Raw genomic sequence first — 23,099 nt, forward strand, 5'->3', positions numbered from 1 at the left:
TATTGGATTTGTAAATTTTAATTTTTGGGTTACTTTTTTTATGCTTTTTTCAATAATCTTACTATTTAATTTTAGTAAGTACTTGTATATTACTTTGTTTGATATCCAATTTATGGGTATGATTGGTGGCAAAGTTAGAACATTGATGCTGTTACCATTTTCTAAATTTATTACCCTCAATCTATCTTCTTTACCTAAAATTCGATTTATCGGAGCAGTATTTTTGCCTAGAAAACCTCTTATGACATCAATCCATGTATATGTATATTCAACATAGAGTACATCATAGAAGTTAGTCATCTCTGAAAGCAATTGTACCGTCGATTTTAGATAATCGCCCTCCCATGAAGGTAAACCAAGGCAGATAATGTCAGCTTTTGAATCCATTTTAGACTTTTTTCTTTAATAATTTATCAACAGCTAAAGAATCATTTCCAACTGCAATTGGTGATGGCTTTAATTCTTTACGCTTGAACTCAAGCCTCAACAATCGTTTAATCATAGTTTTTAATTTTGAATCTTTAGTTTGATTCTCTGCAACCAAGTTTTCAAGGGAATCAAAGGCAACCCCATTTACAATCATTTCAACTGGAATATGATAGTTTTCTAAAATTTGAACTGCTTTTTTATCTGCTTTTTTCCATGAGCGATTTGCCGATACAACCAAAAGAGATAAATGGGCATTTTTTAAAATGTTTGTTGGAATATTACCTGTTAAAAACGGAGGAATTTCTAACAAACAATAATCATAATCATTAGGGTCAATCCAAGAACTAATAAGGTCTTCAATGCCTTTAGCTTCACTGAGTGCTTTGGTTGCAGGATATTTTAATAATCCTTCTACATAAGATGTGCGAGTTTCACTACTTGGTTGAATTGAAAGCACTCTTGCACCAGATTTTTGTAAATGTTGAGTGATTAAATTAGCTACTTCCGATTTACCCTCATTAGGTTGTGTACTTGTAATTAGAATTAATGGTGTTGTTTCACTACCATGCAAGGCACTTATTTTCAATTTAAAATTTGTTACAATCTGTCCAATTAATGTTTCTTTAATTGCCTCAGAATGATTTTTTTGATAGAAAACTGGTAATGCACCTGCTGCATTAAGTCCTGTGAATTCAATTCCCCTTTCAAGATTTTTTATTGTTCTATCACTTAATTCTAAAATCAACAAAGTTGCTAGTACTCCAATTGCACCTACTATGCCAGAAAGTATGATTAACATCATTTTTTTACTTGGCATCTCTACAGTTATTGGCTCGTCAATGATGTCTAGATTTGATGAAATTTCTATATTTTGTTTGCGTAAAAGTGCAGTATTCAAATCATGTAAAATTTGAATATAGGCTCTTTCTCTCACATCAATTTCACGTTCTAACCTTGATAAACCAGAGCCCAGAGGAGCAAATCGAGCATAGTCTTCTTTGATTTCACCTAATCTAATATTTAATGAGCCAACTCTTGCTTTATTCTTTTCTACTAAAATCATGTTTTCAAGCCATGAATCAAGTAAATTTTTTATTTGAATACTTTCAGTAGAGTGTGTACGAGCATATAAGTTCTTTACACCCTCTGTTAGCAAATTTTCATAACCTTTTACTTCTTCATTCAACTTTTGCACATTTTCACCATTTGGATCTAGGTTATTTCGAGCAATAATAGTTGTTAATTCTGAGATTTTATTTTTTTGATTTAACAATTCTGAATTTTTAAAGAACGAATTTCTATCAATTTCTAGTTTTTCTTCTAACTTGGCAAGGGCTTGGTCAGCTGCTTTAAGCTCGCCTTCTAAACGATGATGTTCGTCAGTCAAATCTTCTTTTTTTCCCGCAATGGCTTTTGTTTGTTCGTAGTAATTTAGAATTTGACCGTTTTCTCTAAAGTTTTTCATTCTATCTTCAGCCTCGCTCAAATCTTTTTTAGCATTATCGAACTGTTCTTGGAAATACGCAACCACACTACCAGTTTCTGAGGCCTTTAATCCTTTATACCTTCTCATGAATACGTCAAGAGTTGTCTTAAGCGTATTTTCACATAAGCCTTTATCATTTAATGAATAAGTAATCTCAATCATATCGCTACTTCCTTTACGATTCGCTTTGATCTCACTTAAATTTTTTAAACTAAATGGCGTTTTCTCCTCATTAAAGAAGTGTTGTAATTCTTTTGACTGTCCCGATTCGTAGATTGCCATTAATTTCTGATAGGTAGCAGGGGCATTGTTAGGCACTACAACCATACTACGTATATTTGCTGGAATCCATTTTTTTAACTTTTCAAAAGTTTTCGGATTCACATGTGTACCATCTGCCTTATCAAGAATTAATATTTCTGAAAGAAGTCTAAAACTCACTTCCTTCATTGTCTCTCGTGAACGTATGGTATTAATGATATTTTCAAATGAGTTATTTACAACGTCACGGTCTTTCCTTGACTCACCAGTACTTTCAATGTTAAAGCCCGTAGACAAACCAGTGTAAAGCATTGTTGAGCTACTATATTCTCTATCGGCATCTCTTGTAAAATAGTATGTGGCAGAAGCCATTACAAGAGGAATTAAGATTAATAGAAAAATATTTTTTTTGATTAATCTAATAAATTCAATTAGATTCATTTTATTTCTGTTGAGTTTTAAATGTTTTTGAAATCTTTCCTTCTCCAAAACCACTCATAAATTATAAATAGAGTAGTGGAATAGGGGTTATTTCAAATCTTTCAAAGAAACCCCAAGCATAATTTCTAGTTGATAATATAGTTTTTCGTAGGTTGCATTTGCTTGTTCAAATTCTGCAAAAGCGTTTGACGATAATTCTATAATGCGAACTAGCTCTGAAATATGTAGTTGTCCTTGCTGAAACTCTTTTTCAGCCATTTCTTTTTGTAAAAAGAATGCGTATTTTTTATCAGCTTTGATACTCAATAATTTATAAGCAAGCTGTGCATCCTTATAAAGGTCTGTAATTCTAAACTTAACGTCTTGTACTAAATATTGCGAATGTTGTTCAGAAGCGGCCTGACGATATTGTGCTTGTCTGATGAGATCTTTGCGGGCAAGCATATCATACAAACTAATTCTAACCGTAAGTCCAACTCTAAACGCGTTTATTGTTTGGAAGCTTAAGGAATTAAATTCTGAACTTGATATATTATTGTTAAGATTGAGTATAGCACCGTTATTTGAACGTTGGCCACCTAAATCCATAAATACTTTGTCCATCCAAAGTTTCTGAGCTACTTTAACACTATGACCATAATGTTCTGAAAGAGCATCTTGCTCCTTAATTAAGTGAGAGTTTTGTTCGGCGTAATCTAAAACTTTTTCAAGAGGAGGTAGTTCCTTTACCACGGGTACCACCGGTACTACGGGTTTGACCTCTTTCTTAGTTTGGGCTTCTGTATTTAGCCATGCCAAACTTAGAAAGATAAAAAATAATTTTTTTTTCATTTTCTTGAGTTGTTTGTGTATAATTACAATCCAAATGTGTGCCAGTTCTTTCAAAAATGAAAAAATATTGATAATCAATTTATTAAGTTTTTTTATTACCCCTAAAAATTTCCAAATTTTGGAAAAAAAATTATTTTTATGGAAAAATATATCCATTTAATAATTCTTGCATGGTTTTTGCTTATTTTAGTGAAATAGTTCTCGTTAAACCCAAAGCTGATGAAAGGAATTGTATTTACAGAGTTTATTGAAATGGTCGAAGAAAAATTTAGCTATTCAATGATGGATGAAATTATTGAATCGCTCAATCTGCCTTCGAAAGGAATTTATACTTCTGTTGGCACTTATGACCATTCAGAAATGGTGCAACTAGTAAGCAGTTTAAGTGTTCGTACCCAATTACCTGTTAGTACATTATTAAATGATTTTGGCAAACATTTACTACAATTATTTTCAAAGAAATACTCACATTTTTTTGTTGAAACAACCAATGCCTTTGATTTTTTTGAGAGGGTTGACCATTACATCCATGTTTCGGTTCTAAGACTATATCCAGATGCAGAATTACCAAAGATTACCACAACTAGAATTTCAGAAAAACAATTAGAAATGCTTTATCATTCTGATCGTAAGATGTCTGATTTAGCATTCGGATTAATTGAAGCCACACTCGAATACTATAATGAAAGTGCTACAATAGAAAAGAGTAATGTTGATGAATCTGGTTCGTTGGTAAAATTTGTAATTAGTAAATCATGAGTGAAGAAATAGAGGCTCTTAAACGTAAAATCGAACGTGAAAAAAAAGCTCGACAGCAGGCCGAAAGTTTGTTGGAAGCTAAAGCTATGGAATTATTCCAAGCAAATGAAGATTTAAAAAGGTTGAATGAATCACTAGAAAGAAGAGTAACAGAGCAAACTGAACAGCTTAGATACAGTGAAGAGAAATATCGAGGTATTATTGAAAACATGAACTTAGGGCTCATTGAGGTAGATAATAATGATATTATTATGAAAGCATATAGGCGTTTCTGTGAACTTACTGGATATGAAGAGGCTGAGTTGGTTGGCAAAAAAGCTGCTGATATTCTTTTACCCGATGATGAATTTAAAAGAATTATAGATGAGCAAAACTCAAATCGATTAGATGGAGATACTGGCGTATATGAAGTGCCCTTAAGGAAGAAAGATGGTGAAATTATTTGGGTAATTATTAGTGGAGCTCCAATTATTGAAAGTAATGGTAAAGTAACAGGTTCGGTGGGTATTCACTTAGATATTACTGAACGAAAAAAAACACAAGAAGCATTAGAAGAAGCTCGCCAAATTGCTGAAGAGGCTAGGAGAGCTGAAAAACGTTTTTTGGCTAATATGAGCCATGAAATAAGAACACCTATCAATGCTATTATTGGAATGACTCATCTATTATATGATACGAATCCTAATAAAAAGCAAACTGAATATTTAAGTGCGATAAATTATTCTGCAGATTTATTACTGAATTTGGTTTCTGATGTATTAGATATTTCGAAAATTGAAGCAGGCGAAATGAAGCTTTCTGAGCAAATTTTTAGCCTTAAAGATTTGATTAATAGTACATTACAAACTTTCAGGCTTAGATTGCAAGGTAAGGATGTTAAATTGGTGTTTGATTTTGATGAAGAAATTGAAAATGATGTTATTGGAGATTCTACATTTTTAACTCAAATCTTGATGAACCTTTTGAGTAATGCAGTGAAGTTTACTGAAAAAGGTGAAATCGGAGTACAAGTATCGTTGTTATGTAGGTTAGGTGATTTCCTAATGACTGAAGTAAAAGTTTTTGATACAGGAATTGGAATTAGTCCACAAAATATTGACAAAATATTTGATAGCTTTAAACAAGCTGACCAAGATGTTAAAGTAAAATATGGGGGAACTGGACTTGGTTTAGCAATTGTAAAGCAGCTAGTTAACCTACATGGGGGGGAGATAAATGTTGAGAGTACATTAAATGAAGGAACTGCTTTCATATTTACGCTGCCATTAAAAGATAGCAAACAACAATCTAAGAAGCTGCATGCTTTGAATGAAGATATTTCTGAAGAATGGAAGAATTATCATGTGCTTGTCGTTGAAGATAATCTGCTAAATCAAAAATATGTGGAGGGTTTACTTTTGAAATGGAAAATGTCTTATAAAATTACAAGCAATGGTTTACTTGCCGTTGAGGCTGTAAAAAAAGAGGATTTTGATATTATTTTAATGGATATACGGATGCCCGAAATGAATGGGTATGAGGCAACAAAGGTAATTAGAAGTATGGAGGGAAATGCTAATCAAAATATACCTATCGTTGCTCTGACTGCCTCAGCAATGAGTGATGAAATAGGATTTGCTTATGAAATTGGTATGAATTCATACCTAACAAAGCCATTTACACCTGACCAATTACGTGATGTTTTGAAGCAAAAACTTACTTTGAACCCTCATAAAAAACTTGAAATTAAAGAAAAAAATATAGTGAGTTCTGTGGAAGAAAAGAAAGATTTAGCGATTGTCAATGAGGTTAATCTTGAAGAAGCCTTGCAGCCAGATTATCTAGCAAAAGTCTATGGAAATGACCGCGGTTATGCAGCAGATATGTTTAATCTATTTTTAAAGACAGTCCCTAATCAGTTTTTTCAGCTGAGACCTCTAATTGATGAACAGAAAATAGTTGAAATCGGTAAATTAGCACATCAGCTAAAGCCTTCATTTACAATGGTTGGACTACCTGAAATAACGCTAGACCTTCAGAATTTAGAAAAAAAAGCAAAGAATAATGAAGATATAGATGAGATTTTATCCCTTTTCAATGAAATTGAAGAAAAATTCAATCATAAACTACCTTTGGTAGAACAAGAATTAGTTGAATTAAGGAAATAATTACCTAGTTTATGTTCCTTTTAACTGTCAAATACTGTTGTTGAAATACTGCTTTTATAAATAATATTTACTAATCAAATAATAAGTCTAATTTATTGACTTTTTGTGCAATAAATTGGCATCAATAATTTACCAAGTATTTCATATTATTTAAAACCTGTGCTTGAAATATGTTTAATGATTGAAGGTAAGATCTCTGTTAGTGCATCTTTTGGTAATTCATGGCCCATTCCTTCAACCATCATCAGATTTGATTTTGGAATTAGCGGTGCGTAAATTTGTGCATGTTTGGGATGTACTAAAGGGTCGGCAGTTCCATGTATGATAAGTGTTGGTGATTTTATTTTGTGTAATTTGTTTAATCTAGACCCAGATGCAACTATTGCACAAAATTGTTGATACCTTGCTCTAGGGTTTTGTCCTTTTCTGACCTCGATACTTTCTGTGAAAACTTCTCTAAAATAGGCTTCATCAAAAGGAAAGCGTGTTCCTCTTAAAAGCCGATAGGTAGCTACATAACTACCTACAGTTATTTTATGATTTGAATACTTGTTCTTAAAATAAAATCGCTTTATCAGGAATGGTAATAGTCTAACTATAATTTTAAGTCGATATTTATCAAATACTTTAGGATTTAGAGTGTATCCTGATGACATAATGGAAGTAAGTGATAAAACCTTTTCTGGAAAATCAATCGCAATGTGTTGGGCTATCATTCCACCCATTGAAACGCCAATAATATGTGCTTTATTGATTTGCAGGAAGTTGAGTAATTCCATGCTATCTTTAGCCATGTCTTCTAAAGTGTATGGCTTACTACGATGCCATTTATCATTCATCCAAGTAGATAGACCAATATCTCTATTATCAAACCTAATAACATAATATCCTGCATCAACCAAAGGCTTAATAAAAGATTCTCCATAAATCACACATTGAGCATCAAGCCCCATAATAAGTAATAATGCTGGATTAGATTTATTTCCAAAGGTCTCAAAATATATTTCAATACCATTCACAGGTGCTTTACCAGATTCTTCAATTTTCAGCATTTTAATTATTTATTTTTCTCAAAACCTCTTAAAAAATCAGTTCTATCAGTAATTTCAGTCATAAATTCGCTTTCAATTTTTAATCCATCAACGAGTGTTGTTGACATACCTTCATTGTATAAATGTTTAAGTGCCGCAATTGTTTGAGCAGAATTTTGTATGATTTCTTGAGCCAATTTAATACCAGCTTGGTCTAATTCTTCAGTTGGGACAGCTTTATTTACCAAACCTAATTGCTCTGCTTCTTTACCAGTAATTGCTTTACAAGTAAACGACATTTCTTTAGCTTTGAGTGTTCCAACAAGTCGTGGTAATCTTTGTGACATTCCCCATTTGGGTAAAATTCCCCATTTTGCGTGTGTGTCACCAATTTTGGCATCTTCAGCAGCAATAATTAAGTCAAAAAACATCATCAATTCAGTTGCTCCTGTATAACAATGACCATGTACAAGGGCAATTGTCGGCTGTGACATGCTTTGTAAAAGATGAGCAATTTCGTTGCCAGTATTTAAAATATCAACAGCTGTAAATTGTCCACCGACTAAAGATTCATTCATGGCTTTTAGGTCAACTCCTGCGGAAAATGCTCTTCCAGAACCTTTAACAATTAATACTCTACAATTTTTATCTTCTGCTACTGCCTGAATGGCTACTTTTAGTTCTTGAATGAGTTGTGGAGTAAGGGCATTAAGTGAGGCTGGTCTATTGAGATAAATCCAAGTGATTGCTTCTTGTTTTTCAATTATTATATTTTCGTAATTCATGTGTTAGGTATTAATGTATAACAAAAATAAGTAAATCTACTTGTTGACCTAGAATTTTATATACGTTTTTGAAAAATTTCTCTCTATATAATAATTAACTAAAAATTTAGTTATATGTTTACAACCTAAATTTGGTCAAAAACATGAGAAAACTATTTTTACTTTTTATTGTTGTTTTTAACAACGTTGTTGCTCAAAATAAGAAAATTTATGGTTCGGAGGAATTTGATAGAGTGATAATGCCACCAAGTGTACAACAGCATGAATACTTAAATTTAAGTACTATTTCCTTAGATAGTAAACAAAACAATTTAATGGTATTTGATTTAGAAGCGAAAAAATTTGCAAATGATTTCTTTAAAATAGGACTAGGCTTAGGGGTAAATATAGCTGAGTTAAACCAAAGTATTTTTTTACCAGTTACACTTTTTGTTAATGAAAAAGGAGAAATCGACTATTTAGTTTATGGCTTCTTAAATCGGGGAGTTATTATTAACCGAAGAATGTTGTTCGATTCCTTGAATTCGACCAATGAGAAATATTTTTTTCAGATTGCCGAAAAGTTTCTAAATCAAACGAAAGTTTCAAAATTACCCAAACAACTTTCTTCAAAATTTCAACTTTCTTTTACAATTCAAATTGGAAAAGATTTGAATCGTAAACCAAGTAAAACTTTTATTTCAACAATAAGTCAAGCAGAATTGTGTGATAGGCCTGACACTGTCAAAACATTAATGTTGAATAGACTTTCATTAACTGAATTTCCTCAAGTAGTATTTCGATTTAAAAATCTTGAAAAATTAGATTTATCGAATAATTATATCGTAAAAGTGCCGAAGGCAATTTGGTCTTTTAAGAAGCTTAGGTTCTTGAGTTTGAGCGGAAATTATGTTGATTATCAAAGTTTTAAATTTAAAAGAAATAGTCACCTAAAAGATTTGAACTTACAATTTACAGGTTTAGATAAAATACCAAAAGGCTTAAAAAAGAATAAAAAACTAGAAATATTGTTTATTGGAAACAATGATTTCATTACGTTTCGGAATAAAGATTTCAAGCATTTTAAAAATCTTAAATCGCTGAATTTGTATAATGTAAGAGCAAAGGCATTGCCAAGTTCAATTAAAAATTTAGTTAATCTTACGGAGTTAGACCTATATCATAACCAACTTCAGTTTTTGCCTAAAGAACTTGGTGAATTAAAAAACTTAAAAACTTTGGCTATTGCCTATAATCAATTGTGGAATTTGCCTGATGAAATTTCTTCTTTATCAAATTTACAGTTTTTATACGCTCATCATAATAAGATAAACTCGTTGCCATATTTGCCAAATTTACAGCTGTTAGACCTTGGTCATAATCTTTTTAAAGTTTTCCCTGAACAAATTTATCAATTACAAGATTTAGAAGAATTAGATATTTCGTATAATGCTATTGATGAAATACCCATGAATTTAATAAAACTAGATAAACTTCAAAAAGCTTTTTTGAGGGGAAATCCCTTCAACAAGGGAAGTGTAGTGAGCGAGGAATATAATAAATTTGTGAATATTTTGGAAAGTAGAGATGTACTTGTACGATAGCATTTTATCAAAAAAAGGCATAAATTTGATTATTAATTCAATTAAAGCCAATGGTTAGACTTTATTATTCGACTTCTGAAGTTGCGGAAATTTTAGATGTAAATGTTTCATTAATAAGATTTTATGAAAAAAAGTTTAATTTAAAATTCAAACGAAACGGTAAAGAAAGACAAATTACGGAGCATGATATAGAAAAACTTCGTGAGATAATAAATACTGCTGGAAAAGGAAGTTTAACTTTAAAAGGGGTGAAGCAAAAACTAAGTAATAAATCAGATGAGAATAAAAATAAAAATGCCCTAGTTAATAAGTTATTAACGATTAGGGCATTTTTAAAGGAAACTCTCGATGAAATTAATTAGAAGAATGTTCCTACCGAGATTACAAAACTTTTATGATTATTGGTGATGTTTGCCGAAGCATAATTGGCAGTATTAGCTAATTCATATGGTGTGTATGCACTTGTAAATTGATTCAATACTCCAGCAACATCTACAAAGAATTTAGCTGAACGGTAGCCAACTCCACCCGTAAAAACCATCTGCGAACGATTAATATTATCAATTTTCTTTGTATAAGGGTCTGGCATGTACTTCGTCCCTAATCTTAATCTAATATTTTCAATTCTATATTCTCCACCTACTTTAATATTTACTGCATCTTTATAAGTATTTTTTATCTTAGTATTTTGAGCAGTGGCAGTAGAATAGCCTGTTACATAACCATTATTATCGTAATTAGCGTATTTAATACCTATATTTGAATACCCTACATATTCTGCATCAGCAGTGATGAAACCTTGTTTGCTTGGTAGGAAAAACGTTACACCACCACTGGCTTTGAGTGGAATAGTAATTTTATAAGAAAATTCGTTTTCACGAGTACGAATTTCAGTATAATCTGGCTTAAAGAATGTTGTTGTAATTCTGATATTAGAATTATAAACCTCATTGATTGTTAACCAAGTTGGAGAAGTTACATTGACTCCAAGGTTAATATTGTCTGCAACTTTTACGATTGCACCAAGTCCAACGTTCATTCCACCACCTCTTGAAGTAAGGGTTTCATTATAATCAAAACCATTAAAAACCGTACCTTTAGGGAATTGCTCGTTATGATTATTCAAATTTTCATAATTCATTCTTACAAAGCCTAAAGAAAAACCTAAGTAAACTTTGTCATCAAAATTGGCTCCGTAGGCCATATTCCACTGACTTTGATTGCCAGTACTTGTGTTATTACCAATTTGATTTACTGGCAGACTCTTTTCTGCTTGTAAATATTTAGTGTCATTTCCAGCAACGGGGTCAATCATATAAGACCAGTAATACATACCTTCTGGATAATCAGCGGTTGCGGTATTAGCATCAAACTCTTTATCCAAATCTTTAGCACTCACATTCAATGAATTTACTTTTTCTGTGAAGTAATTACCCATTGAACTTTTGTTATTTTGGCCAACATAGTTAAAGCTTGAAAGTAAGTTGACTTGTTTTGAGTAAGTAATGGCGAAAGCTGAACGTTTTTTTCTTGAACCATTTCCAGAGTTACTTAAAATCAAGCCTAATTGTCCGATATTTGCATTTGAAGTACTTGATTTACTTGTCGAGCCTATATACTGAGATGAGGTGTTTAGCGAATTAAAAATCGGTGTAATACTTAGTTCAGAACGATTGTAGAAACCTAAACCCGCTGGGTTAGAGAAGGCATTACTTGCATCTGCCCCCAATGCTGCATAACTACCTCCCATACCTTGCATACGAGCAGAGCCTGTCACTTTACTTTGTGTATATCTGAAGGCATCTTCTCCATAAAAATGGCCTCCTAAGCTCAATTGGGCTTGAACTTTGATTCCTCCCATAATCAAAGCTGTGGCTAGAAAAAAGCGTGTAATTTTCATTTGTTAGTACTGTAATATTGAAGAAAAATAACCCAGATTCTTGAATCTTTAGTACAATTGCTTCATAAAGAAAAGGTAGTTTTATTAATAGAAAACCTCGCCAAACGCTATGATTCAGCGAGGTTTTCGAATGATTCATGAATTAGCTCAATGATGAGTTAGAACAAACAAATACCGAAAGATTATCTTGGACCACGGCTACTACCGCCGCCGCCACCTCCGCCGCCGCTGCTTGAGCTTCCGCCACCACTGCTTCCACTCCAGCCTGAAGATGAACCACGTGAAAAGCTTCCTGAGTTTGAATTAGACCAAGATGAGTTTGAATTCGAGTTAGAATTTGAACTACCTCTTGAATAATTGCCACTACCACTTGACCAATTATCTGATGAGCGACTGCTAGACGATGGACGAGAATAATTATAACCTCCATTTGAATTACCACTAGAGTAACTACCTTCTGTTCCGCCGTTACGTCGTGGACGGTAATAAGTGTCGTTTGAATTGCTACTGTTGCCGTCATAACTTCTTGATGCACCACGGGTATACTCGCGGCTTGCTGAACTACCATTCCAATCTCCATTTCTCGACGGGCGAGCATATCCAGAGTTATCGTAGGCACCACGTGCATTCGCTGAGCGTCCTGATGAGGCATTCGCACCACCAGTGTTTACAGCCGCATTAGTAAATCCTCTGTTATAATTTGATGAGCCACTGCCACCGTCACGAGGTCCGTAAGTACGGCGATTTGTAGATGCTCCATTCACTCCCGAAGTAACATTGTTATAATAATTATTTACGAAGACGTTATTTCCATATCCGTAAGCGAAGCGGTCATAATAGCCGTATGAGTACGGACTGTACCAAGAATTTAAACCCCATGGACTGTTGAATGAGTTGTATCCCCAAGGATTATAGAAAGAATTATAACCCCAAGGGCTATAGAAAGAATTATATCCGTAGCTGTTCCAGAATGGGTCATAGAAACTATTGAAACCTCCTAAGCCAAAACCTAGACCTAGATTCCAGCTACTTCTACCCCAAAGATTATAACCAAATGGGCTATTGTAACCATACATGCTATATGGACTAGACCAACCTACTGGTTGGCTCCAAGCGTAGTCATTCCAACCTGATTGATAACCATTAGCGAAACCTGAAGCATAACCTGTACTACCATTGTTATTACGATATACTTTACGAGAATTTACATAGTTTTCATCATAGTATTCATCAGTCCCAGTGCCTGTATTTTGTTGTGGCTCTTCGGGTTGATAGCGTTGGTTTTCTAGATACTCAGGAGTTTGCTTAGGGGTATATGCTACTACAGGAGCATCTTTCGATGAGCCATAAGTATCATCATATTCACCTTTGGTAGTAAGTTGCTTAGTTGAAGTACATCCCCATGTACTCAAAAGCACAGCTACCGACAAATATTTTATTGATTTTAAAGCATCCATTGTATTAATGATTTAATGTGGTTTACTCTGTAAGTCGATATTATTTTTCAAAATCGTTGCTTATATATGTGAATGATGCAACAGGCTTATAAAAGGTTGTATAAAAAAAAAATTTTTTCCATTTTTTTTTTATACTAACTGTTCAATCATCATTTAAACAAACAATTATTGAATACTAACATTATTTTACAAACTTAATATAAAAACCTATCTTTGCAATCAAATTATAGATTAATATCGTATTAGAATTTGACTTTTAGCGTGTCTAAATAGACTTATTCTAATAATTTAACGAAGTTTTTCTATCAAAAATTCAAATAATATTAAAATATCTAATATAGAAATTCGAAAACAAGGCTAATTGGTTGAATAATCAATTAATCTTCTTTCTAAATTCTTCATTCTTCATTTATAATAATTATGAGTAAAGGTCTTCCAAAACGTAGTGAAAACTACTCGGAGTGGTACAACGAATTAGTAAAACGTGCAGATTTGGCCGAAAACTCGGCAGTTCGTGGATGTATGGTTATTAAGCCTTACGGTTTTTCGATTTGGGAAAAAATGCAGAGAGCTTTAGATGATATGTTTAAAGAAACTGGTCATACAAATGCGTATTTCCCATTATTTGTACCTAAAAGTTTATTTGAGGCAGAAGAGAAAAATGCTGAAGGTTTTGCCAAAGAATGTGCCGTTGTTACACATTATCGTTTGAAAACTGACCCCAATAACCCCGGAAAGTTAATGGTTGACCCTGAAGCTAAATTAGAGGAAGAATTAGTGGTTCGCCCAACGAGTGAAGCAATTATTTGGAATACCTACAAGACATGGATTCAATCACATCGCGATTTACCTATATTGATTAACCAATGGGCTAATGTTGTGCGTTGGGAAATGCGTACGCGTATGTTTTTACGTACCGCTGAATTTTTATGGCAAGAAGGGCATACGGCACATGCTACCGAAAAGGAAGCAATGGAAGAAACTAAGCAAATGTTGGATGTTTATGCCAAATTTGTAGAAGAGTGGATGTCAGTGCCTGTTATTAAGGGATATAAATCTGCTAATGAACGATTTGCTGGGGCAGAAGAAACACTTTGTATCGAAGCTATGATGCAAGATGGTAAGGCACTTCAAGCTGGAACTTCTCACTTTTTAGGGCAAAACTTTGCCAAAGCTTTTGATGTGAAATTCCAAAATAAGGAAGGTAAACTTGAACACGTTTGGGGAACTTCTTGGGGGGTAAGTACACGTTTGATGGGAGCCTTAATAATGGCACACTCAGATGATAATGGTTTGGTACTGCCTCCAAAACTTGCTCCAATTCATGTGGTAATTGTACCGATTTTTAAAGGCGAAGAAGATTTAGCGGCTATCAAAGCAGTTATTGATCCTATTATCAAAGAATTAAAATCTTACGGTATCACTGTGAAATTTGATGATAATGATGCCAATAGACCGGGGTGGAAATTTGCGGAGTATGAATTGAAGGGCGTGCCTGTTAGAATGGCCATTGGTAAACGTGATTTAGAAAATGGTGTCATTGAAGTAGCTCGCAGAGATACTCTAACAAAAGAAACACGTTCATTAGATGGAATTGCAGTTTATGTAAAAGATTTATTGGAAGAAATCCAAGTGGCTATCTACAAGAAAGCATTTCATTTCCGTGAAGAAAATATGTTTAAGGTTGATACTTGGGCAGAATTTGAAGAAAAAATCGAACAAGGTGGCTTCTTACTTTGCCACTGGGATGGCACTTCAGAAACTGAAGAAAAAATCAAAGAACTTACAAAAGCGACCATTCGTTGTATTCCATTGGATGCAACAGAAGAAGAAGGTAAATGTGTACTTACAGGAAATCCTTCGAATAAGCGTGTTGTTTTTGCAAGAGCATACTAAAAAATATTTCAAAATTTATATTTAATAAAAAAAAATGGTAAAATCTGGCGATAAAGTAGCGGTTCATTACAAAGGCACCCTTACTGATGGTACATTGTTCGACAGTTCAGAAGGGCGTGAGCCTTTAGAGTTTCAAGTTGGTAGTGGTATGGTTATCGCTGGTTTTGATTCGGGCGTAACTGGTATGTCTATCGGTGAGAAAAAAACTGTTCATATTCCAGTTGAAGAAGCTTATGGCCCAGTTTCTGAAGAAATGATTTTTACATTCAATCGATTGGATATTCCTGAAGATATTCCGTTGGAAGTTGGTGGAACACTCAATATGCATAATGGTCAACAAGCCATTCCTGTTATTGTGCGTGAAGTTTCAGCTACGAAAGTAATACTTGATGCCAATCATCCTTTGGCTGGGCAAGATTTGATTTTTGAAATTGAACTTGTTGGAATTAACTAATTGTAGAGAGATAATTAAAAAGGTGCCTGAGTAAAATCAAAGGCACCTTTTTTTTATTTATAGTTCTTGAAAAACTCCCATTGAACAAAATTTATCAATTCTTTCGTCAATTCTTTGTTGAGGAGTCTTTTTCTCTAATTCAGAAATTTCGTGTAGAATTCTTTTCTTTAAACGTCTAGACATATCCTCCCAATCTAGGTGTGCACCGCCAAGTGGTTCTTCAATTACGCCGTCTATCAATTTATTCTTTAACATATCAGTTGCTGTAAGTTTGAGTGCTTCAGCAGCTTGTTCTTTGAAGTTCCAGCTCCTCCATAAGATAGATGAGCAAGATTCTGGTGAAATTACTGAATACCAAGTATTTTCCATCATTAAGACCTTATCTCCGATAGCTATACCTAAAGCTCCACCTGAAGCACCTTCACCGATGATGATGCAAATAACAGGAACTTTTAGAACCATCATTTCCTTCAAATTTCTCGCAATGGCTTCTCCTTGACCTCTTTCTTCAGCCTCTAAACCAGGATAAGCACCGGGGGTGTCAATGAGTGTAATGATTGGTTTATTGAATTTCTCGGCCAATTTCATTAATCTCAGTGCCTTACGATAGCCTTCTGGATTTGGCATACCAAAGTTGCGGTGTTGGCGTTCTTTGGTTTTACGACCTTTCTGCTGACCAATAATCATCACAGATTGACCGTCTATGCTTGCAAAACCACCAACAATTGCAGGGTCATCTTTTACTGTACGGTCGCCATGCAATTCGTGGAATTCTTGACAAATTCGCTCAATATAATCTAATGTATAAGGGCGGTCTGGGTGGCGAGAAAGCTGTACACGTTGCCAACGAGTAAGATTCGCGAAGGTTTCTTTTTTCAATTGCTCAATGTTATCATTGAGCGTACGTACTGCACCGCTCACATCAACACTATTTTCGTCGGCTAGACGTTTCATATCCTCAAGCTTCGATTCGAGCTCGGCAATTGGTTTTTCGAAATCTAAAAGTGTTCTCATTCTTTGCTTAATGGAGAATGAACAATGAATAATGTCCAATGACGAATACTTTATGTATTTTACATTTTACATTTTAAATTATCCATTCATATTTCAAATGTTTGTCCTTTTTCTGGAATTACTACTTGATTGTATCCAACTTCTGCGAGTGTATTTTTAAAATTTTGCATAGTATGCAACTCGCCGTGTACTAAAAAGATATTTTTGGTTTTCGTTTTATCTTGTGTTTTGACAAAATCAATTAGGTCATCTAAGTCGCCATGTCCTGAAAAAACATCAATTTTTTCAATATTTGCATTTACAGGTAATTTCTGACCAGCAATACTTAACTCTTTTCTTTCGCCATTCAATAATTTCCAGCCTAAAGTATGCTCACTTGCATAACCAATCATTAAGATTGTGGCATACGGGTTGCTGATATTTGCTTGAATGTGGTGTTCAACTCGACCACCAGTAACCATTCCAGAGGCAGAAATGATTATGCATGGCTCAGAATGGTTTGAAACAGCCTTACTTGCCTGATTCGACTCCAAATATACTAAATTTTCAAAATCAAAGAGTGATTCATTCTCCTCGTTAAATTCTCTGGCTTGTTTATTTAATTGTCGAACGTGTTTTTCGTAGATACGTGTACTTGCTTTTGCTAAGGGACTATCAGTAAATACTTTGATTGGTGTAAAGCCTCTATCAGTATATAATTTATTGAGCGTATAAAGCATTGCTTGCGTTCGACCTACACTGAATGCAGGAACAATCAAACGCCCTGGAATATCAATACAAGCTTTTTGAATGACATCTGCCAAAATTTCTTCAGCTTTACCATCTTCATCTATATGATGGCGGTCTCCGTAAGTGGTTTCAGTTATTAAGTAATCAGCTTGTGGGATTTTATGCGGGTCAACAAGAAGAGGATAATTTTTGCGACCCACATCACCTGAGAAACAAATCGTTTTCTTCTGATTATTCTCCCAAAATTCTAAATAAACGTGTGCTGCCCCAAGAAGGTGGCCGGCTGGGTAAAGAGTTACAAAACCGTTATCTTTAAATTTAAATCGCTCTTCAAATGGAATAGTTACAAAGTTTTCGATAGCTTCTTTTACTTGACGTTCGAGGTACAGTTCTCTCGAATCAATATCTTTTCTTTTCTTTGAGCGTTTTTTGCTATCATGAATAGCTTTGTATTTTTTTTGATTGAGTGAGGCAGAATCTAGTAATAATATTTCACTCAAATCCATTGTGGCTTTTGTGCAAAGTACTTGTCCTTCAAAACCTTCTTTATACAGATTTGGGATTTGCCCCGAATGGTCAATGTGTGCGTGTGTTAGAATGATTAAATTGATAAGTGAGGGGTCAAATGGAAATATACCGTATTCAGACTTGGGAGTCTCTTGATTGTTTTCTCGCTCCAAATCAGTCCCACAATCTATCAAAACTCTGTACTCATCGTCAAATTCGAGTAAGAACATACTTCCCGAAACTTGCCTTGTTGCTCCCCAGAATGTTAATTTCATATAAGTCTATCAAATGATTAAGAATATTTAAGTATATTAACACAAACTTAATATTCAAGTTACAAATTACGGAAACATTTCTTTTTTTAACTAGGCATTTTCGTTAAAATTGTAGTATGCCCGTCAAAAAAAAGGCTTTAAAAAGGAAGAAATTGTTGATAATCAGAGTTTTAGTAAAACTTTGAAATTGAATCAATTTTCTCAATAATTATATAACTTTTTGTCCATGAAAGTATTTTTATTTATTCTTTTACAAATTTCAAGTCCTATCGAACGGCTCCAAAAGTTCATTGATAGTGTTCAAAATGATGTTGAAGTGAGAAATGGAGTAGTTGCTGCATCTATTCGCTCGACTCAAACTGGTGAGTATAAAATACAGTATAATGCTCATAAATCGGTTAATTCTGCCTCAACATTAAAATTAGTTTCAACGGCCTCTGCATTGAGTGTTTTAGGCTCAGATTACAGATTTAAAACTTTCCTTGAGTTCGATGGATACATTGCAGATAGTGTTTTACAGGGTAATATTTATATAAGGGGCACGGGTGACCCTTCGTTTGGCTCTCCTAGAATAGGAGCGAATGTTGATGATTTAGCGAGTTATTTTGCTCAAAAAATTAAATCCTACGGAATCAAAAAAGTTGATGGATATATCTTAGGAGATGGTTCTATTTTTTCTGAAAATACTTTAGCTGATTCGTGGGTTTGGGGTGATATCGGAAATTATTACGGTGCCGGAATCAACGGACTAAATGTAAATGAAAATCTGTATAATGTATATTTTAAACAAAGCAGGAGGGTAGGAGATTTTGCCCCAATTTCAAAGATTAGTCCAGAAATTCCAAATCTTAAAAATATCAATAAGGTAACTATTGCAGAGCGTGGTTCGGGTGATAATGTAATGCTTTATAGTACGCCCTTTAGCTCGATTGTACTTTCAGAAGGCACGATTCCTGCTGGGGACGGAGATTTTTCAGTTAAAGGTGCTATTCCTGACCCACCTACTTTTTTTGCTTATTTGGTTCAAAAGAAATTTATTTTGAATGGAGGTATTTCTGAGAAAAATAATATCTCATTCAATCAATATAAAACAATCGATGTTTATTTTCCAAAACAAAGAAATCTGATTTTTGCTTATGATTCACCTCCGATTTCAGAATTGGTAAAAGATTGTAATTTTCATAGCATTAATCTGTATGCAGATGCTTTTTTTAAAACGGTTGGTTATTCTTCAACAAAAGATGGAAGTTTTGATGCGGCCGTAAAAAGTGTTAAGCAACTTTGGTCTCAAAAAGGGGTAGATTTACAAGGATTTATGATTAGAGATGGAAGCGGCTTGTCACCTTCTGGAGTACTAACAGCGAATAATCTAACTGATATTCTTTATACGATGAAGAGTGATTCAACATTTTCTTCATTTTATGCTTCCATTCCAATAGTAGGCATGAATGGTACTGTACAAAACCTAGCTAAAGGTTCTAAAGCAGTTGGAAATGTTCGTGCCAAAAGTGGTTCAATTAGTAATACAAGGGCATTTTCAGGTTACTTTACTGCTTCGAATGGAGAAATTATGTCGTTCACATACATAATAAATCGCTATACTGATGGTGCCGACCGAAAAGTAAGAAGATACCTCGAAGAAATGATAAAACTCATGGTTGAGATTTAAGTTTTAAGAATAATATCGAAATCTATTTATACCTAATTTAGCCTTTTTATGCCATTTATTCAATTAACAAACGCAAAGTATTATTATGAAGAACATGGTTCAGGAGAAGAAACCATTGTTTTTTCACATGGATTACTCTGGAGCGGACACATGTTTCACAAACAAGTTGCTTATTTCAAGGGGAATTATCGAATTATCACTTATGACCATCGTGGACAAGGACAGTCTGAAATTACACCTGATGGGTATGATATGGATACACTTTCTGTGGATGCTGCCGAGCTAATCGAAAAATTAGTTGGTAAACCTGTTATTTTTGCCGGGCTATCTATGGGTGGTTTTGTGGGTATGCGTTTGGCAGCTCGTCGTCCAGAATTAATTAAAAAACTAATTTTGCTTGAAACTACTGCGGAGCCTGAACCACAAGAAAATGTTGGAAAATATAAAATGCTCAACGCCATAGTAAAATATATTGGTTTCTTTCCAGTTGTTGGTAGTGTGATGAAAATTATGTTTGGACAGAAGTTTTTAAATGATGCCAATAGAATAGAAGAAAAAAACTATTGGAAAAATCAGTTAATGTCTAATAATAGAAAAGGAATTACCAAAGCAGTTGATGGCGTAATTTATAGAAAAGGTATTGCCGAGGAAATTCATAAAATTACTTGCCCAACATTAATTATGGTTGGAGACCAAGATGTGGCTACCGTACCAGATAAGGCAAAACGAATCCATTCTTTAATTCCAAATTCAAAATTAGTTATCTTCGAAGGTGGTGGACACACATCTTCAGTTGAAGAGCCCGAAGTTTATAATGCAGAAATAGCAAAATTTATCTCTTAAATATCAAAGACCCTCTACAAAACATTTCATAGAGGGTCTTTTTCTACCCTTGAACAAAATTCATTTTAGCATTCATAATTTGTCCAATTTCTAAGGCTTTGCTTTTAACAAATTCTGCTCTTTCGCCTGAAAATAGTGAGTCAGTTGTTAAAAACCATAAGGCTAACCACTGCTCAAATCTTTCGGTTGTTAATGGGTGTTTTTCATTAGCTTGTAAATGCACCCACATCATTCCGCCATTGTAGCTACCTGTTTGAAATAACCAATTTTCCCAAAAGTTCACTACTCGAGTTAGGTGTATTTCCCAATGCTCTGAGGGCATTTCAAAAATTGGTGCCAAATTGGGCTCATTATGAACTTTTTCGTAGAAACTTTTTACCAATAATTCAATATCTTCTCTATTCTGAATATCATTCATTGTCATATAAATTTTATGCTACAAAGGTAATTCGAAATACATTATTCAAATATATGATTTTGCTCATAGAAAAATATTTGTAAAATAATTTTGATATAATGTAAAGTCTGTTTCACATTTGTATTGTTATACTTGACATAGAAAAGCTGTTTTAAAAAATTTAAAAACAAAAAATTATGGAACCAAGATTTTTGTTACCTCATCGTTTTAAACTTCTAGGGTGGATTGTAGCCATTCCTTGTATTATTTTAGGGTTATTCGTAATGTTTAGTGACTTTAGTTTTGACTTTTTTGAGTTTAACGTGCCAGCAAATTTTGTATTCTATGATGGTTCAATGCAAACAAATAGATTAGAGGTCAATACCCTAAACTTTACCGATGAAATTGCAACAATTGGTAGTATTATTGGCCTATTATTTATTGCCTTCTCTAAGGTGAAATTTGAAGATGAATACGTGGCTAAGATTAGATTAGAATCCTTGCAATGGGCAATTTATCTAAACTTTGCTCTTTTGGTTATCGCTACTATTTTTGTGCACGGTTTAGCCTATTATAGCGTTACAGTGTATAATATGTTTACTCCTTTAATAATTTTTATTATTAGATTTTATTATTTGCTTTTGGTAAAAAATTGATTTAGTAATATAATCTGAAAATGGCGATTGATTTTCGCCCCAAATTTTATGAAGAATAGAATAAGAATAGAACGGGCTATTTTAGATATTACTCAAGCAGACCTAGCCGAAAAAATAAATGTAAGTAGGCAGACCATAAATGCTATTGAAAGCAACAAATATGTTCCTTCTACTGTTTTAGCTTTAAAGATTGCTAGAATTTTTGGGAAAAGTGTTGAAGAAGTTTTTGAACTCGAAGAAAACGATTAAGACAATCTGTTCGTTATGTAAGTGAGTAATTCTAATAAATAAATTTTGAATTGCAGCATATTTCATTAAATTTGAATTTTTAGCATAAAGAATTGATGAAGAAGGTATTTATTTATAGCTTTTTGATTTTAATAGCTGCTTGTACGAGCAATAAAAATTTTCAGAAAGCCAATCAACAAGTAAACCGTAATACAGCAGCAAATCAGCTTGCCCAACAGCAGATTGCTCCTTCAAAGCCAGCTGTTGTGGCTATGAAGACTCGATATTTACTGAAGGACTCCTCATCTGTTAGAATTTTCATGGAGCTTGAAGTAGAAAACCTAAATAAAGGCCAAGTTATCCAACAACTCAATGATAACTTTAGGTTTAATTGGCTTCTTCAATCAGATTATGGTATAAGAGATAGGTTGGCATCAGGTAAGATTGATATCAATGAGCAGAACTTATTACTTAGAGATGCTAAAGTTACATTAAGCTTTGATATTCCACGTCCTAAGAATGCAGCTAAAGGCTTATTATTGACAGAGGTTTTTCAATTGGAGGATAATAAAAAGTCTAATAACGACTTGATGATTGATTTTTACGGAAACCGATTAAGTGACCGATTTGGTGTATTCATAGGAAATGTGGATATTCCAATTTTTAAAAATTATATCAATAAAAGAGACTCTTTTCAATTAAAAAGTGTTTTGAATCATACTCGCGAACTGTTTTTGATTCGCTATAAAAATGATTTTTTACCTGCACAATCGCCAATGGCAACATCCATTAGGCCATCTATTCCAAGTTTGACGATTGAAGAAATCCAACGAGTACAAGCTAATAGTTATATCAAACTGGCGAAAGAAGGTTTATATCAAGTAGTAGAAGATACAAATGCAACTAACAATGGTTTTGGATTTTTAATCGTCGATGAGCGTTATCCTAGATATACCAAGCCTGAGTTACTGTCAAAGCCTTTAATTTACATGACCACAAGTCAAGAGCTAAAAATAATTAGTGAAAACCCTAATGCCAAACAAGCCCTTGATAAGTTCTTTTTAACTATTACTGCAGGAAATCAAATGGTTTCGAAGAAAATAATTAAAAGTTATTATCATCGAATTGAAGAAGCTAACCGTTTATTCACTACCTTTAAGGAAGGTTGGAAGACCGACAAAGGAATGGTTTATATCATTTTAGGTCCGCCAAACAAAGTTCAAAGGAGCAGGGATAGAGAAGTTTGGGTTTATGCCCAAAATCAGAATTTTTCAGAAATTATATTTACATTTAATAGAAAACCAAACCAATTTACGGAAAA

The 23,099-nt window shown here is 33.6% G+C and carries 20 protein-coding genes and 1 pseudogene; 11 read left to right on the forward strand and 10 right to left on the reverse strand.

Annotated elements, in window-relative coordinates:
* The 3 genes and pseudogenes from A6M55_RS07100 to A6M55_RS07110 all read right to left on the reverse strand — a co-directional run.
* Nucleotides 1-387, reverse strand: a pseudogene (locus tag A6M55_RS07100) (hypothetical protein); the annotation flags it as partial.
* A gap of 1 nt (nt 388) precedes the next feature.
* Complete coding sequence (locus tag A6M55_RS07105; RefSeq protein ID WP_064197058.1) at nt 389-2,617, reverse strand: hypothetical protein; 2,229 nt, start codon at nt 2,615-2,617, stop codon at nt 389-391.
* A gap of 87 nt (nt 2,618-2,704) precedes the next feature.
* Nucleotides 2,705-3,604 (reverse strand): TolC family protein, encoded by a 900-nt coding sequence (locus A6M55_RS07110; protein ID WP_015030662.1) that lies wholly within the window; start codon nt 3,602-3,604, stop codon nt 2,705-2,707.
* Between the two features lie 63 nt (nt 3,605-3,667).
* Here A6M55_RS07110 and A6M55_RS07115 point away from each other — a divergent pair, with 63 nt between their 5' ends.
* Complete coding sequence (locus A6M55_RS07115) at nt 3,668-4,207, forward strand: heme NO-binding domain-containing protein (RefSeq protein ID WP_064197065.1); 540 nt, start codon at nt 3,668-3,670, stop codon at nt 4,205-4,207.
* Nucleotides 4,204-6,354: a PAS domain-containing hybrid sensor histidine kinase/response regulator gene (locus tag A6M55_RS07120; protein ID WP_064197067.1), complete on the forward strand. Its 2,151-nt coding sequence runs from the start codon at nt 4,204-4,206 to the stop codon at nt 6,352-6,354. Before A6M55_RS07115 ends, A6M55_RS07120 begins: the two co-directional genes overlap by 4 nt.
* Nucleotides 6,355-6,500: 146 nt before the next feature.
* Here the strand turns inward: A6M55_RS07120 and A6M55_RS07125 are convergent, their stop codons facing one another.
* Both A6M55_RS07125 and A6M55_RS07130 read right to left on the reverse strand, forming a co-directional pair.
* Entirely contained in the window at nt 6,501-7,406 is a 906-nt protein-coding gene (locus tag A6M55_RS07125; protein ID WP_064197068.1) for an alpha/beta fold hydrolase, read from the reverse strand.
* 5 nt (nt 7,407-7,411) lie between these two features.
* Nucleotides 7,412-8,170 carry an enoyl-CoA hydratase/isomerase family protein gene (locus tag A6M55_RS07130; protein ID WP_064197069.1) on the reverse strand — a complete coding sequence of 253 codons (759 nt, stop codon included), beginning with the start codon at nt 8,168-8,170 and terminating at the stop codon, nt 7,412-7,414.
* A gap of 143 nt (nt 8,171-8,313) precedes the next feature.
* On the opposite strand from A6M55_RS07130, the gene A6M55_RS07135 reads away from it, so the two are divergent.
* Nucleotides 8,314-9,753 carry a leucine-rich repeat domain-containing protein gene (locus A6M55_RS07135; RefSeq protein ID WP_064197070.1) on the forward strand — a complete coding sequence of 480 codons (1,440 nt, stop codon included), beginning with the start codon at nt 8,314-8,316 and terminating at the stop codon, nt 9,751-9,753.
* Nucleotides 9,754-9,803: 50 nt separating this feature from the next.
* Nucleotides 9,804-10,115 carry a MerR family transcriptional regulator gene (locus A6M55_RS07140; RefSeq protein WP_015030668.1) on the forward strand — a complete coding sequence of 104 codons (312 nt, stop codon included), beginning with the start codon at nt 9,804-9,806 and terminating at the stop codon, nt 10,113-10,115.
* Here the strand turns inward: A6M55_RS07140 and A6M55_RS07145 are convergent.
* Nucleotides 10,112-11,653 carry an OmpP1/FadL family transporter gene (locus tag A6M55_RS07145; protein WP_064197071.1) on the reverse strand — a complete coding sequence of 514 codons (1,542 nt, stop codon included), beginning with the start codon at nt 11,651-11,653 and terminating at the stop codon, nt 10,112-10,114. The two genes, A6M55_RS07140 and A6M55_RS07145, sit on opposite strands and share 4 nt — an antisense overlap.
* A 182-nt stretch (nt 11,654-11,835) precedes the next feature.
* Nucleotides 11,836-13,110: a hypothetical protein gene (locus A6M55_RS07150; protein ID WP_064197072.1), complete on the reverse strand. Its 1,275-nt coding sequence runs from the start codon at nt 13,108-13,110 to the stop codon at nt 11,836-11,838.
* A 420-nt stretch (nt 13,111-13,530) separates the two neighbouring features.
* On the opposite strand from A6M55_RS07150, the gene proS reads away from it, so the two are divergent.
* A complete protein-coding gene (proS, locus tag A6M55_RS07155; RefSeq protein WP_015030672.1) occupies nt 13,531-15,006 on the forward strand; it encodes a proline--tRNA ligase in 1,476 nt (491 codons plus the stop codon).
* A 34-nt stretch (nt 15,007-15,040) separates the two neighbouring features.
* Complete coding sequence (locus A6M55_RS07160; RefSeq protein WP_015030673.1) at nt 15,041-15,460, forward strand: peptidylprolyl isomerase; 420 nt, start codon at nt 15,041-15,043, stop codon at nt 15,458-15,460.
* Between the two features lie 57 nt (nt 15,461-15,517).
* Here A6M55_RS07160 and A6M55_RS07165 read toward each other — a convergent pair whose 3' ends face one another.
* Together A6M55_RS07165 and A6M55_RS07170 are read right to left on the reverse strand one after the other, a co-directional pair.
* Nucleotides 15,518-16,474, reverse strand: a complete 957-nt coding sequence (locus tag A6M55_RS07165; RefSeq protein ID WP_015030674.1) for an acetyl-CoA carboxylase carboxyltransferase subunit alpha — start codon at nt 16,472-16,474, stop codon at nt 15,518-15,520.
* A gap of 86 nt (nt 16,475-16,560) precedes the next feature.
* Nucleotides 16,561-17,985 (reverse strand): MBL fold metallo-hydrolase RNA specificity domain-containing protein, encoded by a 1,425-nt coding sequence (locus A6M55_RS07170; RefSeq protein ID WP_015030675.1) that lies wholly within the window; start codon nt 17,983-17,985, stop codon nt 16,561-16,563.
* A gap of 226 nt (nt 17,986-18,211) precedes the next feature.
* Between A6M55_RS07170 and dacB the strand changes: the two genes are divergently transcribed.
* Both dacB and A6M55_RS07180 read left to right on the forward strand, forming a co-directional pair.
* Nucleotides 18,212-19,654 (forward strand): D-alanyl-D-alanine carboxypeptidase/D-alanyl-D-alanine-endopeptidase, encoded by a 1,443-nt coding sequence (dacB, locus tag A6M55_RS07175; RefSeq protein ID WP_064197073.1) that lies wholly within the window; start codon nt 18,212-18,214, stop codon nt 19,652-19,654.
* A 48-nt stretch (nt 19,655-19,702) separates the two neighbouring features.
* A complete protein-coding gene (locus A6M55_RS07180) occupies nt 19,703-20,497 on the forward strand; it encodes an alpha/beta fold hydrolase (RefSeq protein WP_064197074.1) in 795 nt (264 codons plus the stop codon).
* Between the two features lie 43 nt (nt 20,498-20,540).
* On the opposite strand, the gene A6M55_RS07185 is transcribed toward A6M55_RS07180, so the two are convergent.
* The gene (locus A6M55_RS07185; protein WP_015030678.1) at nt 20,541-20,915 is read right to left on the reverse strand and encodes a group III truncated hemoglobin; all 375 of its coding nucleotides are present in this window, start codon (nt 20,913-20,915) and stop codon (nt 20,541-20,543) included.
* A 176-nt stretch (nt 20,916-21,091) separates the two neighbouring features.
* Between A6M55_RS07185 and A6M55_RS07190 the strand changes: the two genes are divergently transcribed.
* From A6M55_RS07190 to A6M55_RS07200, 3 genes are all read left to right on the forward strand, one after another.
* Entirely contained in the window at nt 21,092-21,550 is a 459-nt protein-coding gene (locus A6M55_RS07190) for a hypothetical protein (RefSeq protein WP_064197075.1), read from the forward strand.
* A 48-nt stretch (nt 21,551-21,598) separates the two neighbouring features.
* A complete protein-coding gene (locus A6M55_RS07195; protein WP_041693647.1) occupies nt 21,599-21,799 on the forward strand; it encodes a helix-turn-helix transcriptional regulator in 201 nt (66 codons plus the stop codon).
* A 95-nt stretch (nt 21,800-21,894) separates the two neighbouring features.
* The coding region (locus tag A6M55_RS07200) for a GWxTD domain-containing protein (RefSeq protein ID WP_064197076.1) at nt 21,895-23,099 on the forward strand (1,205 nt) is incomplete at its 3' end.

The organism is Emticicia sp. MM (assembly GCF_001649495.1).